This window comes from Thermithiobacillus plumbiphilus (genome assembly GCF_038070005.1).
Lineage (GTDB): Bacteria > Pseudomonadota > Gammaproteobacteria > Acidithiobacillales > Thermithiobacillaceae > JBBPCO01.
In genome coordinates, this window is record NZ_JBBPCO010000001.1 from 297969 (window position 1) to 312431 (window position 14463).

Sequence of the window (14463 nt, forward strand, 5' to 3'; positions counted from 1 at the left end):
CATTTTCAAAAGGTCCGGTTGGGGCGGTCGGCAACGGGGGCGGTCAGCAGCAGATTCTGAATGCGCACGTTCAGGCTGCTCTGGTCACCGGTAAACTGGATGCCCACCCCGGGCGCCCTGCCATCCCGACTCCCCGCTGGCGAGACCCAGATCACCCGGCCCGCAACCGGCACCCGGGGACCATTGTCGGGCAGGGTCAGCAGGATGAAGAGCTCGTCCCCCAGGGCATAGGGCTTGCTGGTCTCGATGAACAGCCCACCACCCTTCACTTTGGGCATGAAATGATCGTAGACGCTCAGCACATCCTTGAACTGCACGGAGATGACGGCGGATCTTGATGCTTCAGGCGTTTGCGTGGACATCACATTTCCTCTGGCTGCTGGAAAGCCGCTCCGGACCAGAGCGCAGGATCGCGCCAGGCCAGGCCCAGGGATTCCAGTACCAGCGTGAGATTCAGGTTCCGGTCTCGGGCAACATGGATCTGTCGCCATTGTGTCTCGAAATCTATCAGCGGGTGAATGGCCACCCGGCTGGCAAGGCGGCTCAGGGGCTCACCGAAATCATCGTTTATGATAGGACTGCTGGCGCCCAGGCGCAAACGCAATATATCGATCACCACGGTGTGCACCGTCAGGAGAAGGTTTGACAGGGCCTTTTCCCGCGCCCACTGTGCCGCGAGTGACAAGGCCGCCGCCGGGCTCTGGCGCGGCAGCTTCAGCCAGGCATCCAGCCACTCGCGCCGCAACCGCAGGATGTCCTGCTCGATCCACTCCAGACTTCGCAGCGGGCGCCCAAGGCTGTAGCGGGCGAGATCGGCCGCGGTCCGGGCGTCGAGATTGCTCTGTGCCTGCAACCAGGCACTCAGTTGTCCAGCATCCGGCGGAACGAGGCGGATCTGGCTGCAACGGCTGCGGATCGTAGGCAGCAGCCGGCCCAGGGCATGGCTCACCAGCAGGATGTTGCCATGAGGGCCGGGTTCTTCCAGGGTCTTGAGAAAGGCATTGGCGGCGGCTGGCGGCATGGCTTCGGCAGGCGCCAGCAGCAGTACCCGGCGCGGTGCATGCTGTGGCCGCAGCTGAAGGAACTCGCTTGCCTCCCGGACCTGCTCGATGTTGATGACCTTGCCCGCCTCCAGTGGTTCGAGCAGCAAAAAGTCCGGGTGCGAGTCACTTGCAAGGAGATGGCAGGATGCGCAGACCCCACAGGGCCGCAAGGTGTCCTTGTCGAGCGCTTCGCAGAGCAGCCGGGCAGCCAGGGCTTCGGCCAGGAGCCGCTTGCCGAGGCCTGCCTCGCCGCCAAGCAGCAGGGATTGCGGCAAGCGTTGCTGCCTGATGGCCGACAACAGCAGGGCAAAGGGATCTTCCAGGCCCGGGATGCTCTCCACTCCGCCATGCTGCCTCAGATTCAAGGGTTCACCCGCGCTTCAACATGTCTCAGCAGTTCCAGCCAGACGCCTTCCTCATCCAGGGTGGCATCAATGCGGACGATGCGCTCAGGTTCTGCTTCCCAGCGTTGCGCAAATGCCTGCCGGGCGCGCTCGAAAAAGGTCAGGGCTTCCTGTTCCAGACGGTCCCGCGGCCCGCGCCTGCCGGCGCGAGCCAAGCCTTGCGCGGGGTCCACGTCGAACCAAAAGGTCAGATCAGGCTGGCGCAAGGGCCCGGCCCAGATTGACAGCGCGTCCAGCCGGCTCAGCGGGACCTGCCGCCCACCGCCCTGATAGGCGTAAGTGGAATCCTCGTAGCGGTCGCACAGGACGATACGGCCCGCCTGCAAGGCCGGTTCGATGACCTGGCGCAGGTGGCGAACGCGGGCAGCGTAAACCAGCAGCAGTTCCTCACTGGCATCCAGGGGGGCAAGCACAGGGTCCAGGAAGATATCCCGAATTCTTTCACCAAAAGCCGTGCCGCCGGGCTCGCGCGTCAGCAGGGGGTCCTGACCGGATCGTCGCAACCACTCGCCAAGCCTCGCCATCTGGGTGCTCTTGCCGGCGCCTTCTATTCCCTCGAAGCTAAGAAACAATCCCGTCGTGGCGTTCATGATTTCTGCTTCTGGCTCGCCAGCAAGCGCTTCACCGCCCGCTCGTGATCCGGGTAATTATCAGTGAATACATGCCCGCCCTTGCCATCGGCCACGAAATAGAGTGCCTTGCTGTCCGCCGGATGCAGGGCCGCGTGAATGGATGAGCGGTTTGGTAGGGCAATCGGTGTGGGCGGCAGGCCTGTCATGGTGTAGGTATTGTAAGCGGTGGGCGTGCGCAGATCCTGCAGGCGGATATTCCCATCATAGGCCTCTCCCAACCCATAGATCACGGTCGGATCGGTCTGCAGCCGCATGCCCGTCCGTAATCGATTGACGAAAACCGCAGCGACCAGCGGCTTTTCGGTTTCCACGCCGGTTTCCTTCTCGACGATGGAGGCGAGCGTCAGCGCCTCTTCCGGTGTTTTGATCGGTAGGCCTGGGGCACGCCCGGCCCATTCCTCCGCCATGACCTGCTTCATTCTGTCATGCGCCCTGGCAAGCAGGTCCACGGCCTTGCTGCCCCGGTCGATCCGATAACTGTCCGGAAACAGCCAGCCTTCCGCAGGGCCCGTGCCCAGACCGGTTTCCACCAGCAGATTCTGGGCCCGGTCCGGCGGTGGCAAACCACTGAGATCCAGTAGTTGGCCGAAATCCTGCAGGGCAAGCAGCACGTCCCGCACCCGCCAGCCTGGCGGAATGGTGAAGTTCCTGATCAGCACCTCGCCGCTCAGCATCTTGTCCAGTACCTGGCTTGGACTGACAACTCCGGCAAAAAGGTAGTCGCCGCTCTGGATGCCGCGTGCCTTGCCGGTCAGGCGGATGTAGGCATAGAAAAGCTGCCAGTTGGAGATCACCCCCTGCCTTTCAAGCTCCTGGGCAACACGCTGCGCGGGAGCCCCTGCTGGCACGGCAACCATAACGCCAGCCGCCGGAATCGCCCTGGGTGCCTGCAGATAGTAAAGCCCGTAGGCTGCCGCGCCGAAGAAAGCCAGCAGGCCAAGGAGTAAAAGCCCACGCAGGGGCGAGCGTTTATTCCGCTTTTTCGACAAGGGAAATGGTCTCCAGCCAGGAAAGAATCTGATTCGATAGCGGTCTATTTGTCGGAAAGTTCACGATACCTGCAACCGAATTTACCGGCCAGATACCGATGAGGCTGTTTGAAACGAAGCACTCGGACGCTTCTGCGAGTATAGCTGGCGGCGCATCCAGCTCATATACCGGCATGTGCCGTTCGGTAAGCCAGCGAATGATTTCCTGGCGCATGATCCCGGCAATGCCCGCGAAATCGAGCTTTGGCGTCTCCAGCCTGCCCCCGCGCACCCAGAAGAGATTGGTGAAGGTGCCCTCGCGCAGCAGGCCAGTGCTGTCCAGCATCAGGCCCTCGCTCAGACCGGGCCGTGAATTCAGCTCCTGGCGGGCAAGGATCTGGTTCAGGCGGTTCAGGGTCTTGCAGCGGGTAAAGGGGGCGCCACCGATGAGCGGGGTTTCGCAAATCCCCACTGCTACTCCTGTCTGCCAGTGGCAGGAAGGAAATGCCGGCCAGTCGGTGGCATAGACCACGCGCGTACCAGTTTCAAGGCCCGTGAAGGCATAACCGCGATCACCCGGCCCGCGGCTCAGGATGAGCTTGATCACCTGCCGCGGCAATTCCGGGCGCAGCAGCGCGTGCATGTCCTCGAGCCAGCGCTGCTCCGGGATGGCCGGAAGCCGCAGCAGGCTGGCGCAGCGGCTCAGTCTTTCAAGGTGCGCAGCCCAGAAAAGCGGTTTCCCCCGAATGACGGCAATGGTCTCGAAGAGCCCATCGCCGTAATGAAACCCGCGGTCCCAGGGCGAGATCTGCGCGTCGGGCTGTCCGTCAATCAGGACGGCCGGCATCGTTCAGTCCCAGTGCGCGCAACAGGGCGCGGGCCTTGGCGCGGGTCTCCAGCAACTCAAGGTCCGCATCCGAATCAGCGACGATGCCCGCCCCGGCCCGGAAACTCAAATTGTTCTCGTTGAGCCACATGCTGCGGATCAGGATGTTCATGTCCATTTGTCCATCCCTGCTGATATATCCCATGCTGCCGGTATAGGGGCCGCGCGGGGTATCCTCCACATCGGCGATGATCTCCATCGAACGCACCTTCGGACAGCCCGTGATGGTGCCGCCGGGGAACAGCGCCGCCAGCATCTGCCCGTGGCGGATGCCTGCGCGCGTTTGACCGCGCACATTGGACACGATGTGATGCACATGGCTGTAGCTTTCGATCCCCATGAGTTCATCCACCTCGATACTGCCGGGCTGGCAGACCCGCCCAAGATCATTGCGGATGAGGTCGATGAGCATGATGTGTTCGGCCCGCTCCTTGGGATGCCCGATCAGCTCACTGGTCAGGGCCGCATCACAGCCCGGCAGACGCGGCCGGGTGCCGGCAATGGGCCGGCTGGAGAGCGTCTCCCGGTCCCAGTGCAGCAGCCTTTCGGGCGAGGAGCTCAATACGTATTGATCCTTCCAGCGAAAAAGACCGGCGAAAGGCGCTGGATTGTGGCGGCGCAGTTGTCGGTAGATCTGCAGGGGATCCGGGGATTGCAGGGTGAGTGACCAGGCGCGTGAAAGGTTGGCCTGAAAGATGTCCCCATCAAGGATGTATTCCTTGATGCGCCTGACGCCGTCCAGAAAATGCCCTTCGGGGTCCTCACGCAGCGACTGGATGCCGATGGGCGCCAGCACTTCCGGCGCTGCGTGGCAGGCATCGATATCGGCTGCCATGCGCTCAAGCCGGTCAGTGGCCTGGTTGCCTGTGGCAACCAGCCAGGCCGCTCCCTCAAGGTGATCAAGCACGACAGCGCCAGCGATGGACAGGGCGAAGGCCTGTGGCAGCGTCTGGGGGCCGCGGGGAATCCTGATCTGCTCGATCTGGCCGAGGAATTCATAACCGAGAAAAACGAACATCCCGCCGCAAAATGGCAGGGGACAGGGTTCTTCGGTGAGAAAATCATGAATTCGCTGGTCCAGCGCGCTCAGAAAGCTCTCGGCCAGTGATGGCGCGCCATTCTCCCAGAGGCGACCCGCGTCATCGAGCCACAGGGGCATTTCGGGAAAGGCGAACAGGATGCTGTACCGCCCGGTCAGGCGATTGCGGGCGGTGCTTTCCAGCAAGGCAGGGTAGCGTTCGGGATGCCGGCCATGCAGGGCAGCCAGATCCAGGGTATCAGGGGAGATCGGCCGGATCTGCCAGTCTCCTGCAGGCTTGGCCATCGGCTCAGTCTTTGGCGAAGATCAGCGTGCCATTGGTGCCGCCAAAGCCAAAGGAGTTGCTCATGGCGACCCGGATCGGCCGGCGTCTGGCCTCATGGGGCACATAGTCCAGGTCACAACCTTCGTCCGGGTTGTCGAGATTGATGGTCGGCGGAATGACGCCATGATGCAGGGCCAGCACGCTGATGGCGGCTTCCACACCGCCTGCGGCACCCAAGAGGTGGCCGATCATCGATTTGGTCGAGCTGACCGCCAGCTTGTAGGCGTGCTCGCCAAAGACGCTCTTCATGGCCTGGGTTTCCTGCACGTCACCCAATGGCGTGGAGGTCCCATGGGCGTTGATGTAGTCGACCTGCTCTGGTGCCATGCCGGCATTCTTGAGTGCTGCACGCATGCAGCGTGCCGCGCCCTCGCCTTCCGGCGCCGGCTGGGTCATGTGGTAGGCATCCCCACTCATGCCAAAGCCTGTCAGTTCGGCATAGATCCTTGCGCCACGGGCGAGCGCGAATTCGCGCTCTTCCAGTACCAGCACCCCAGCACCCTCGCCAAGCACGAAACCATCGCGATCCTTGTCCCAGGGACGGCTGGCCCGTTCGGGCTCATCATTGCGGGTGGACAGCGCCCGTGCCGCCGAAAAGCCTCCCAGGCCCAGCGGGCTGATGGCCGCCTCGGAACCTCCGGCAATCATGACATCGGCATCGCCAAAGGCAATCAGGCGGCTGGCATCGCCAATGGCGTGCGCCCCCGTGCTGCACGCTGTCGCCATGGCCAGGTTCGGGCCCTTGGCGCCATACATGATGGAGACGTGCCCACTGACCATGTTGACGATGCAGCTGGGAATGAAGAAGGGCGAGATCTTGCGGGGGCCGCCACGCAGATAATCCTCATAGCCGCGCTCGATGCCGGGCAGGCCACCGATGCCCGAGCCAACGGACACGCCGACGCGTTCGGCAATCTCAGGAGTAATCCTGAGTCCGGAATCCTCGATCGCCTCCACGGCGGCCGCCAGGCCGTAATGGATGAACAGATCCATCTTCCGGGCTTCCTTGGCACTCAGATAGCGAGTGACATCGAAGTCCTTGACCTCTCCGGCAACCTGCGAGGCATAGGCAGCAGGATCGAGCCGGGTGACCCGACCAATGCCGCTGACACCCTTGACCAGATTATCCCAGCTTTGGGCGACACCGACGCCTACCGGCGTGACCAGCCCGAGACCTGTAACGACAACGCGGCGCTTCAAAGACAACTCCTTGGAAAACTGCCCGACTGACCAGAACTGGTCAGGACAGGCGCGCAGCCATCCGCACGCCTGAAAGGGCCTGATTACTTGGGCAGATTTGCTTCGATGTAGCTGACCGCCTGCTGCACGGTGGTGATCTTTTCAGCTTCTTCGTCAGGAATTTCGCAATCGAATTCCTCTTCGAGCGCCATCACGAGTTCAACCGTGTCCAGGGAGTCGGCACCCAGGTCATCAACGAACGAAGCCTCATTGGTCACTTCGTCCTCATTGACGCCCAACTGCTCAACCACAACCTTCTTTACGCGTTCTTCGATGCTGCTCATGTGAGGATGCCTCCTTGGTTGGTATCGATGCGGAGATGGCTCGCGCATTGGCGCGCATTGGAACATATCTCCGTCAAAAAGAAAAGTTGCCCGGGCCGGCGCGGCACTCAGGCCATCAGCATGCCGCCATTGACATGCAGCGTCTCGCCGGTAATATAGCGCGCCGCAGGCGAAACCAGAAAAGCCACCGCATTGGCGACATCCTCGACCTCTCCCAGACGCCCCAGGGGGATCTGGCTCTGGAGCGCCTTGCGCTGCTCTTCCGGCAGCTTGCGTGTCATGTCCGTGTCGATGAAGCCCGGCGCCACGCAGTTCACGGTGATGTTGCGCCCACCGACTTCCCGGGCAAGCGAGCGCGTAAATCCAGCGGCGCCTGCCTTGGATGCGGCATAATTGCACTGTCCGGCATTGCCCATGCTGCCCACCACCGAGGTGATGCTGACGATGCGCCCCTGGCGGGCCTTCAGCATGTCACGGATCACCGCCTTGCTCATGCGGAACACCGACTTGAGATTGGTTTCCAGCACGGCATCCCAGTCCTCCTCGCTCATGCGCATCAGGAGCTGGTCGCGGGTGATGCCGGCATTGTTGACCAGGATGCCCGGGGTGCCGAAGGCGCCCGTCACTTCCTTCAGAAAGCCGTCAACCGCCTCGTTGCTGGTGACATCCAGCACCATGCCCCGGCCATCGATACCGGCTGTCCTGAGCGCCTCTTCAATCTGACTGGCGCCGGAAGCGGAAGTGGCCGTGCCGACCACTCGCGCCCCGAGTTCACCCAGGCGCAAGGCCACTGCGCGACCGATACCCCGGCTGGCGCCCGTGACGATTGCGACCTGACCGTCCAACTTGAATGGATTTGACATCGAAAATTCCCTTTTATTGCTCAGATCTTGTCCATTGCCTGTTCCAGCGTTGCCGGATCATCGATGGCCATGGCCAGCAGGCTGCGGTCGATGCGCTTGGTCAGGCCGGTCAGCACGCGTCCCGGCCCGAGTTCGACCACTGCCGACATACCCTGGCGGGCCAGGTAGCGAATCGTGTCGGACCAGCGCACCGATGAGTATAGCTGGCGTACCAGGGCGGACTTGATCTGCTCCGGCTGGCTGGGGGTCTTGACATCAACGTTGTTGACCACCGGCACCTTTGGTGCCCCCAGGTTGATGCCATTCAGACGTTCTGCAAGCCGTTCCGCAGCCGGTTGCATCAGTGAGCAATGGCTCGGTATGCTGACCGGCAGGATTACCACCTTCTTGGCCCCGGCGCTGCCCGCCGCATCGGCAAGGCGCTGGACGGCACCGAGATGGCCGGCCACGACCAGCTGGCCAGGCGAGTTGAAGTTCGCCGGTTCCAGCACTTCGTCCCTGGCCTGTTCCTTGCAAAGCCGCACGACGTCTTCGTCCGCCATGCCCAGCACGGCAACCATGCCGCCCATGCCCTCGGGCACGGCTTCCTGCATGAATCGGGCACGGTCCATCACCAGGGCAAGGGCATCCTGATAGGCCAGACTCTCGGCGCAGACCAGCGCGGTGTACTCGCCCAGGGAGTGACCCGCCAGGAAATCCGGCTGAGTTCCGCTTTCCTCCACCCAGACGCGATAGATGGCGACACCAGCGGCAAGCATGGCAGGCTGGGTGTGCAGGGTCTGATTCAGCCGCTCTGCAGGCCCCTCCTGCACCAGTGTCCAGAGATCATAGGACAGAATGTCGGAAGCTTCCGCAAAGGTGTCCCTGACGATGGCGAAATCCTGCGCAAGCGCGGAAAGCATGCCGACGGATTGAGAACCCTGACCAGGGAAGACGAAGGCAGTGGAACCAAGCAAGTTCGATTGCTCCTAAGATGATTGTGGGGCGCGCTATCGTGTGGCTTGCAGCGCGCGACAGCAGCGGAGTTTTTAGCCGATTACGCCCACTTAAGCAAGACCGAACCCCAGGTGAAGCCCCCACCAAATGCCTCCATCAGGACGGTCTCCCCGGAACGGATCCGCCCGTCGCGCACTGCCGAGTGCAGTGCCAGCGGTATGCTCGCGCCCGAAGTGTTGCCGTGATGATCGACAGTCACGACCACCTTGTCCATGGACATGCCGAGCTTGTCGGCAGTTGCCTGGATGATGCGGATATTGGCCTGATGCGGCACCAGCCAGTCGATGTCTCCCCGGCCCATGCGGTTGGCTGAAAGGGTTTCGTCGACGATCTCACCCAGGGTCTTGACGGCCATCCTGAACACGGGATTGCCTTTCATGGTGAGGTAGGCCTCACCCGCCTTGAACCGTGCGCTGTTACAGGAAATGCCGGCAGGAACCGCCAGCAGGTCGCTGTAACGGCCATCGGCATGAATATGCGTGGAAAGGATGCCGGGGGCATCCCCTGCCTCCAGCACCACCGCACCCGCGCCATCGCCAAACAGCACGCAGGTACTGCGATCCTGCCAGTCGACGATGCGCGACATGGTTTCCGCGCCGATCACCAGGGCACGTCTGGCCGCACCCGTGCGGATGAACTTGTCTGCCACGTCCAGCGCATAGACAAAGCCGGTGCAGACCGCCTGGATATCGAAGGCCGGAGCACCCTGGTTGCCAAGCCTGGCCTGCAGCAGGCAGGCCGTGCTCGGGAACACCAGGTCCGGCGTGGTGGTCGCCACCAGGATCAGGTCCAGATCCTGGGCCGTGATCCCGGCATTGGCCATGGCCTCGCGCGCGGCATGCTCCGCCAGGTCACAGGTGCTTTCCTGCTCGGCGGCAATGCGTCGCTCACGGATGCCGGTACGGGTGAAGATCCACTCGTCGGTGGTGTCCACCATTTTTTCGAGGTCGGCATTGCTCAGGACGCGCGCCGGCAGATAGGCGCCGGTGCCGATGATGCGACTGAATGGCTGATTTGATTGGGTCATGCCGTGGTTTCTTGGTGTTCGGCCAGAAGCACCTGCACTTCCTGGGCGATGTTTGCGATCAGATGATGACGGACTTCCGCTGCCGCGACCCGGATGGCTTGCGCAAATGCGAAGGCGTCGGCGTTGCCATGGCTCTTGATGATGATGCCATTGAGCCCCAGCAGGGTGGCGCCATTGTAGCGCCGATGATCGAGCCGGTCGCGAAAGCGCCTGAGCACCGGCAGACTCAGGACTGCGGTCAGGCGCCCGTACCAGCTCGCCTGATAGGCTTCCTTGAGTTCGGTCCGGATCATCTGGGCCAGACCTTCCGAGACCTTGAGGGCAACATTGCCCACGAAGCCGTCACAGACCACCACGTCCGTGGTGCCCCGGTAAATGTCCGACCCTTCCACATTGCCGTGGAAGTTGAGGCTGCTGCCACGCAGGAGGACTGCCGCTTCCTTCACCGTCTCATTGCCCTTGATCTCTTCCTCGCCAATGTTGAGAAGACCGATCGAGGGCCTGGGCAGATTCATCACCAGACGGGCAAAGACATCGCCCATGATGGCAAACTGGTAGAGGTGGTGAGCATCGCAATCGACATTGGCGCCGAGATCGAGCATGAGGGTTTTGCCCTGCCGGGTGGGCATGGTCGTGGCAATGGCAGGCCGATCGATGCCGGGTATGGTGCGCAGGATCACCTTGCCCATCGCCATCAGGGCCCCAGTATTGCCGGCGCTGACCAGGGCATCGGCGGCGCCGGTCTTGATCAGGTCTATGCCAAGACGCATCGAGGAATTGCGCTTGCCGCGCAGGGCCTGGGAAGGGGCCTCATCCATGCCCACGACCTGCGGAGCATGCTGGACCTGCAGGCGGCCATGATTGCTGGCGCCATGGCGCAACAATTCCTGCCGGAGCAGGTCTTCCTGCCCCAGCAGGATGATGTTTGCCTCGGGAGTTTCTTCGAGAAAGGCCAGGGAGGCGGGGATGATCACCTCGGGCCCGAAGTCCCCTCCCATGGCGTCCACAGCGATCTTCATGCGCGTGTGATCCGTGACTACCGCTGTGTCTCGTCCGGCTTGTTCCGCTACTCGCCGGCCGTTTTGTTCAGAACGGCGCGCCCTTTGTAGTGTCCGCACTGCTGACAGACATGATGCGGACGCTTGGTGGCGCCGCAGTTGGCACACTGGGCAAGGCTCTTGCTGTCCAGGTGGTCATGGGCGCGACGCATGCCGCGACGGGAAGCTGAGGTCTTACTCTGTGGAACGGCCATGATACTCTCCAGGAATGCTGTATCAGCACATAGTATAAAAAATTCAGGTCGCCGGCACGGCCGGCTCGATTCCAGACACAGGGCAGACCCCGCCAGTCCAGGCCGTGCACATGGGTGCGATTGGCAGGGAAAGCAGAATCTCGTCTTCTACCCAGGCCGACAGCTCCAGCCTGTCACCCTCCACCAGAACCGGCTCCAGGCTCTCATCCATCCGGCCGATCAGTGTTTCGCTGGCAGTAATGCCGCTGTGGACCGGGGCGACCAGCAACAGGGGCATGTCTCCCAGGCAACGCTGGCACTGAATCCCGCCGTCGAGACGAATCTCGCCTCCGGCAACGACGACGGCCTGTTCGCGCCGCAGGCGCAGGTCGACTTCCACCACCGGCGGCACCTGTGTCAGTACCGTCCGCAGGCGATGCATTGCTGCCGTGCTCACCTGGCCGGCCAGGGTTTCCTGCCGTTCGCCAATCTGACGAAGGTCGAGCCACTTGGCATCAGTTTTAAGCATAGGCGCCGGATGATAGCTAGGGACGGTTGGGATGTAAAGGGCTGCCGCCAAATCGGCATGTCGCGCAATGCCCATGAAATCATATATGATATGTCGGTTTTGAGCCTATAGAATATTTACCGAGGTGTGACGTTTTGGCAGATGTGCTAACCGACAATGAACTGCGTGCCCGAGTCAAGCTCCTGGGATCGCTGCTGGGCGATGTCCTGAAGAGTCAGGCCGGTGGACAGGTATTCGATGCCGTGGAACGCTTGCGCAAAGGTTACATCGCGCTGCATCGCGATCCTGATCAGGCGCTTCGTGAGGAGCTGGCGGGGCTGATCAACACGCTGGATCCCGAGACCCTGACACACGTGATCCGGGCCTTCCATATTTACTTCAGCCTGGCCAACATTGCCGAGGAGGAGTTCCAGCACCGGTCTAGGCGGCGGCAGTTCCGTGAGGTGGGGCACCCCTGGCGCGGCTCGTTCGAAGCCACGATACGTGATCTGCATGCCCAGGGCATGACTGCCGCCGAGGTACAGGCACTGCTCGACAATCTGGCCTACATTCCGGTTTTCACCGCCCATCCCACCGAGTCGAAGCGCCGCACCGTGTTGCAGACCTTGCGCCGCATCTTCGTCGGCAGCAAGGAACTGGACGATCCCCGGCTCAATGAGGAAGAGCGCGACCGGGTCCGGGCACGCCTGCTGCGCCAGGTCCAGATTCTCTGGAAAACCGACGAAGTGCGCGCCTATCGGCCAGCGGTCACGGACGAGGTGGAAAACGGCCTGTTCTTCTTTCGTGAAAGCCTGTTCCAGGCCATTCCCCTTTGTTTCCGCTTTGCGGAACGCGCCGTGAAGATGTTCTATCCGGAAGCGAAACTGAAGGTGCCAAGCTACATCCGTTTCGGCTCCTGGATTGGCGGCGACCGGGACGGCAACCCCAATGTCACCGCCGACATCACCATCTGGGCCTTGCGCATGCAGAGCCTGGAAGTGCATCGTGAGTATATGCGACGCCTGGGATTGATGCAGGAAATCCTGAGTCATTCCAGTGAACTCTGTGAGGTTTCCCCTGCCCTGCTGGATTCGATGACGCGGGATGCCCGGGATTTTCCGGAGATCTGGGAATGGACGCAGGTGCGTTATTTCAATGAGCCTTATCGCCAGAAGCTCCGCTTCATGCGGGCCCGGATCGAGGAACGCACCGTGCAGCTCGAATGCCTGCTGGAAAACCAGCAGGCGCCAGAGGCGCCGCACGCGTATGCCGACGAGGATGCCTTTCTCGCCGATCTGGGACTGCTGCATGATTCATTGACAGGTCACGGTGATGAGATTGTTGCCAATGCCGAACTCAAGGATCTGATCCGTCTGGTGGAAACCTTCGGCTTTTTTCTGGCCCAGATGGATATCCGCCAGGAATCAAGCAGGCATACCCAGGCCGTGGCCGAGCTTTTCCGGCATGTGCCGGGATTCAGCAGCTATGACACGCTACCGGAAGCCGAGCGCCTGGAGCGACTGGTCTGGGCCATTCAGCAGCCAGGACTCCTGGAAGGCAATACATCCGCACTCAGCGAGGACTGCGCCGAGACCCTGCGAGTGTTCCAGTGCATCGATCGCATGCGCCGGGAAATCAGTCCGCGCATCTTCGGCAGCTATGTCATTTCCATGACCCACGAGGCCAGCCATGTGCTGGAGGTCATGCTGTTGGCAAAGGAATGTGGCCTGGCTGGCTGGCGGGATGGCAGGGCGTTCTGCGATATTCGCATTTCGCCACTCTTTGAAACCATCCATGACCTGGAACGCATCGAGGCGGTGATGTCCGCGCTGCTGGAAAATTCGGCCTACCGGGCGCTGCTGCAGGCAGCCGGCGGTCCCCAGGAAGTCATGCTGGGCTATTCCGATTCCTGCAAGGACGGCGGCATCCTGGCCTCCAGCTGGTCTCTCTACAAGGCGCAGCAGCAGCTGACCCGGCTTGCCAGCAGCAATGGCGTGGCATTGCGCATATTCCACGGGCGCGGTGGCACGGTCGGACGCGGTGGTGGTCCGACCCATGACGCCATCCTGGCGCAGCCACCTGGCACCGTCAGTGGACAGATCAAGGTCACAGAACAGGGCGAAGTCCTTTCCTTCAAGTACGCCAACCTGGAAACCGCGGTGTACGAGTTGACCGTGGGCTCCACAGGACTGCTCAAGGCCAGTCGCTATCTGATCCAGCCCGCGCCCGCGGAGAATCCGCAGTACAGCCGGGACATGGAAAGGCTGGCGGAACTCGGTGAGCAGGCCTACCGCAGGCTCACCGAGCAAACGCCGGGCTTTCTCGATTATTTTTACGAAGCCACGCCACTGAGCGAAATCGCCCTGCTCAACATCGGCTCGCGGCCCTCCCACCGCAACAAGGCGGACCGCTCCAAGGACTCGATACGTGCCATTGCCTGGGTCTTTGCCTGGGCACAGTCGCGCCATACCCTGCCGGCCTGGTATGGCCTCGGGACCGCACTGGCCGACTGGCAGGCGGAAGATCCCGGCAATCTGGCAAAACTGCAGGAGATGTATGCCTCCTGGCCCTTCTTCCGCGCCTTACTCAGCAACATTCAGCAATCCCTGCGCAAGGCGGACATGGAAATCGCGGCGGAATATGCCGATCTGGCAGAGAACAAGGCCGCCGCGCGGGACATCTACCAGATGATCCGCAGTGAATATCAGCGGACCGTGGATCACATGCTGCAGGTCAGCGGTGCCATGGACATGCTGGAGGACAATCCCGCACTGGCCCGCTCCCTGCAGCGGCGTCAGGCCTATCTGGAGCCCTTGAACCATATTCAGCTATCGCTGCTGTATCGATACCGGGATACCTATTTCGCCGGTCAGGAGCGGGAGCGCTGGCTCAATCCGCTGCTGCGCTCCATCAACGCTATCGCCGCCGGCCAGCGGAATACCGGCTAGCAAATCCTTCCCGGTTGACAGCCTGCAAGAGGCTGGCCATAGTAAAGAGCCCGGACGTGCCTGAAATGGG

General features: G+C 62.0%; 15 protein-coding genes. 1 reads left to right on the plus strand and 14 read right to left on the minus strand.

The features are described 5' to 3' along the window. Positions 1 to 5: 5 nt before the first annotated feature. From WOB96_RS01440 to WOB96_RS01505, 14 genes are all read right to left on the minus strand, one after another. Positions 6 to 362 (minus strand): PilZ domain-containing protein, encoded by a 357-nt coding sequence (locus WOB96_RS01440; RefSeq protein WP_341369480.1) that lies wholly within the window; start codon positions 360 to 362, stop codon positions 6 to 8. After that, positions 362 to 1408, minus strand: a complete 1047-nt coding sequence (gene holB, locus WOB96_RS01445) for a DNA polymerase III subunit delta' (protein ID WP_341369481.1) — start codon at positions 1406 to 1408, stop codon at positions 362 to 364. Before holB ends, WOB96_RS01440 begins: the two co-directional genes overlap by 1 nt. Beyond that, the gene (tmk, locus tag WOB96_RS01450; RefSeq protein WP_341369482.1) at positions 1405 to 2037 is read right to left on the minus strand and encodes a dTMP kinase; all 633 of its coding nucleotides are present in this window, start codon (positions 2035 to 2037) and stop codon (positions 1405 to 1407) included. The genes holB and tmk overlap by 4 nt, the downstream gene beginning before the upstream one ends. Continuing rightward, on the minus strand, positions 2034 to 3068 hold the full coding sequence (gene mltG / locus WOB96_RS01455; protein ID WP_341369483.1) for an endolytic transglycosylase MltG: 1035 nt from the start codon (positions 3066 to 3068) through the stop codon (positions 2034 to 2036). The genes tmk and mltG overlap by 4 nt, the downstream gene beginning before the upstream one ends. Beyond that, positions 3049 to 3894 (minus strand): aminodeoxychorismate lyase, encoded by an 846-nt coding sequence (pabC, locus tag WOB96_RS01460; protein ID WP_341369484.1) that lies wholly within the window; start codon positions 3892 to 3894, stop codon positions 3049 to 3051. The genes mltG and pabC overlap by 20 nt, the downstream gene beginning before the upstream one ends. Further along, on the minus strand, positions 3875 to 5257 hold the full coding sequence (locus tag WOB96_RS01465; protein WP_341369485.1) for an aminodeoxychorismate synthase component I: 1383 nt from the start codon (positions 5255 to 5257) through the stop codon (positions 3875 to 3877). The genes pabC and WOB96_RS01465 overlap by 20 nt, the downstream gene beginning before the upstream one ends. Positions 5258 to 5261: 4 nt before the next feature. Further along, a complete protein-coding gene (gene fabF, locus WOB96_RS01470) occupies positions 5262 to 6497 on the minus strand; it encodes a beta-ketoacyl-ACP synthase II (RefSeq protein WP_341369486.1) in 1236 nt (411 codons plus the stop codon). Between the two features lie 83 nt (positions 6498 to 6580). After that, the gene (acpP, locus tag WOB96_RS01475; RefSeq protein ID WP_341369487.1) at positions 6581 to 6820 is read right to left on the minus strand and encodes an acyl carrier protein; all 240 of its coding nucleotides are present in this window, start codon (positions 6818 to 6820) and stop codon (positions 6581 to 6583) included. A gap of 107 nt (positions 6821 to 6927) precedes the next feature. After that, positions 6928 to 7683: a 3-oxoacyl-ACP reductase FabG gene (fabG, locus tag WOB96_RS01480; RefSeq protein ID WP_341369488.1), complete on the minus strand. Its 756-nt coding sequence runs from the start codon at positions 7681 to 7683 to the stop codon at positions 6928 to 6930. A 20-nt stretch (positions 7684 to 7703) separates the two neighbouring features. After that, complete coding sequence (gene fabD, locus WOB96_RS01485) at positions 7704 to 8639, minus strand: ACP S-malonyltransferase (RefSeq protein WP_341369489.1); 936 nt, start codon at positions 8637 to 8639, stop codon at positions 7704 to 7706. An 80-nt stretch (positions 8640 to 8719) separates the two neighbouring features. Further along, positions 8720 to 9706, minus strand: a complete 987-nt coding sequence (locus tag WOB96_RS01490; protein WP_341369490.1) for a beta-ketoacyl-ACP synthase III — start codon at positions 9704 to 9706, stop codon at positions 8720 to 8722. Then, positions 9703 to 10725, minus strand: a complete 1023-nt coding sequence (plsX, locus tag WOB96_RS01495; RefSeq protein ID WP_341369491.1) for a phosphate acyltransferase PlsX — start codon at positions 10723 to 10725, stop codon at positions 9703 to 9705. Before plsX ends, WOB96_RS01490 begins: the two co-directional genes overlap by 4 nt. Before the next feature lie 47 nt (positions 10726 to 10772). Continuing rightward, positions 10773 to 10958, minus strand: a complete 186-nt coding sequence (gene rpmF / locus WOB96_RS01500; protein ID WP_341369492.1) for a 50S ribosomal protein L32 — start codon at positions 10956 to 10958, stop codon at positions 10773 to 10775. Between the two features lie 43 nt (positions 10959 to 11001). Continuing rightward, complete coding sequence (locus WOB96_RS01505) at positions 11002 to 11466, minus strand: YceD family protein (RefSeq protein ID WP_341369493.1); 465 nt, start codon at positions 11464 to 11466, stop codon at positions 11002 to 11004. A gap of 143 nt (positions 11467 to 11609) precedes the next feature. On the opposite strand from WOB96_RS01505, the gene ppc reads away from it, so the two are divergent. After that, positions 11610 to 14393, plus strand: a complete 2784-nt coding sequence (gene ppc / locus WOB96_RS01510) for a phosphoenolpyruvate carboxylase (RefSeq protein WP_341369585.1) — start codon at positions 11610 to 11612, stop codon at positions 14391 to 14393. The last annotated feature ends 70 nt before the right edge of the window (positions 14394 to 14463 follow it).

What these genes read in the sequence shown, in the direction of transcription:
- WOB96_RS01440 (WP_341369480.1), bottom strand. Translation starts at nt 362, where the DNA reads ATGTCCACGCAAACGCCTGAAGCATCAAGATCCGCCGTCATCTCCGTG.
- tmk (WP_341369482.1), bottom strand. Translation starts at nt 2,037, where the DNA reads ATGAACGCCACGACGGGATTGTTTCTTAGCTTCGAGGGAATAGAAGGC.
- pabC (WP_341369484.1), bottom strand. Translation starts at nt 3,894, where the DNA reads ATGCCGGCCGTCCTGATTGACGGACAGCCCGACGCGCAGATCTCGCCC.
- WOB96_RS01465 (WP_341369485.1), bottom strand. Translation starts at nt 5,257, where the DNA reads ATGGCCAAGCCTGCAGGAGACTGGCAGATCCGGCCGATCTCCCCTGAT.
- acpP (WP_341369487.1), bottom strand. Translation starts at nt 6,820, where the DNA reads ATGAGCAGCATCGAAGAACGCGTAAAGAAGGTTGTGGTTGAGCAGTTG.
- fabG (WP_341369488.1), bottom strand. Translation starts at nt 7,683, where the DNA reads ATGTCAAATCCATTCAAGTTGGACGGTCAGGTCGCAATCGTCACGGGC.
- WOB96_RS01490 (WP_341369490.1), bottom strand. Translation starts at nt 9,706, where the DNA reads ATGACCCAATCAAATCAGCCATTCAGTCGCATCATCGGCACCGGCGCC.
- plsX (WP_341369491.1), bottom strand. Translation starts at nt 10,725, where the DNA reads ATGAAGATCGCTGTGGACGCCATGGGAGGGGACTTCGGGCCCGAGGTG.
- rpmF (WP_341369492.1), bottom strand. Translation starts at nt 10,958, where the DNA reads ATGGCCGTTCCACAGAGTAAGACCTCAGCTTCCCGTCGCGGCATGCGT.
- WOB96_RS01505 (WP_341369493.1), bottom strand. Translation starts at nt 11,466, where the DNA reads ATGCTTAAAACTGATGCCAAGTGGCTCGACCTTCGTCAGATTGGCGAA.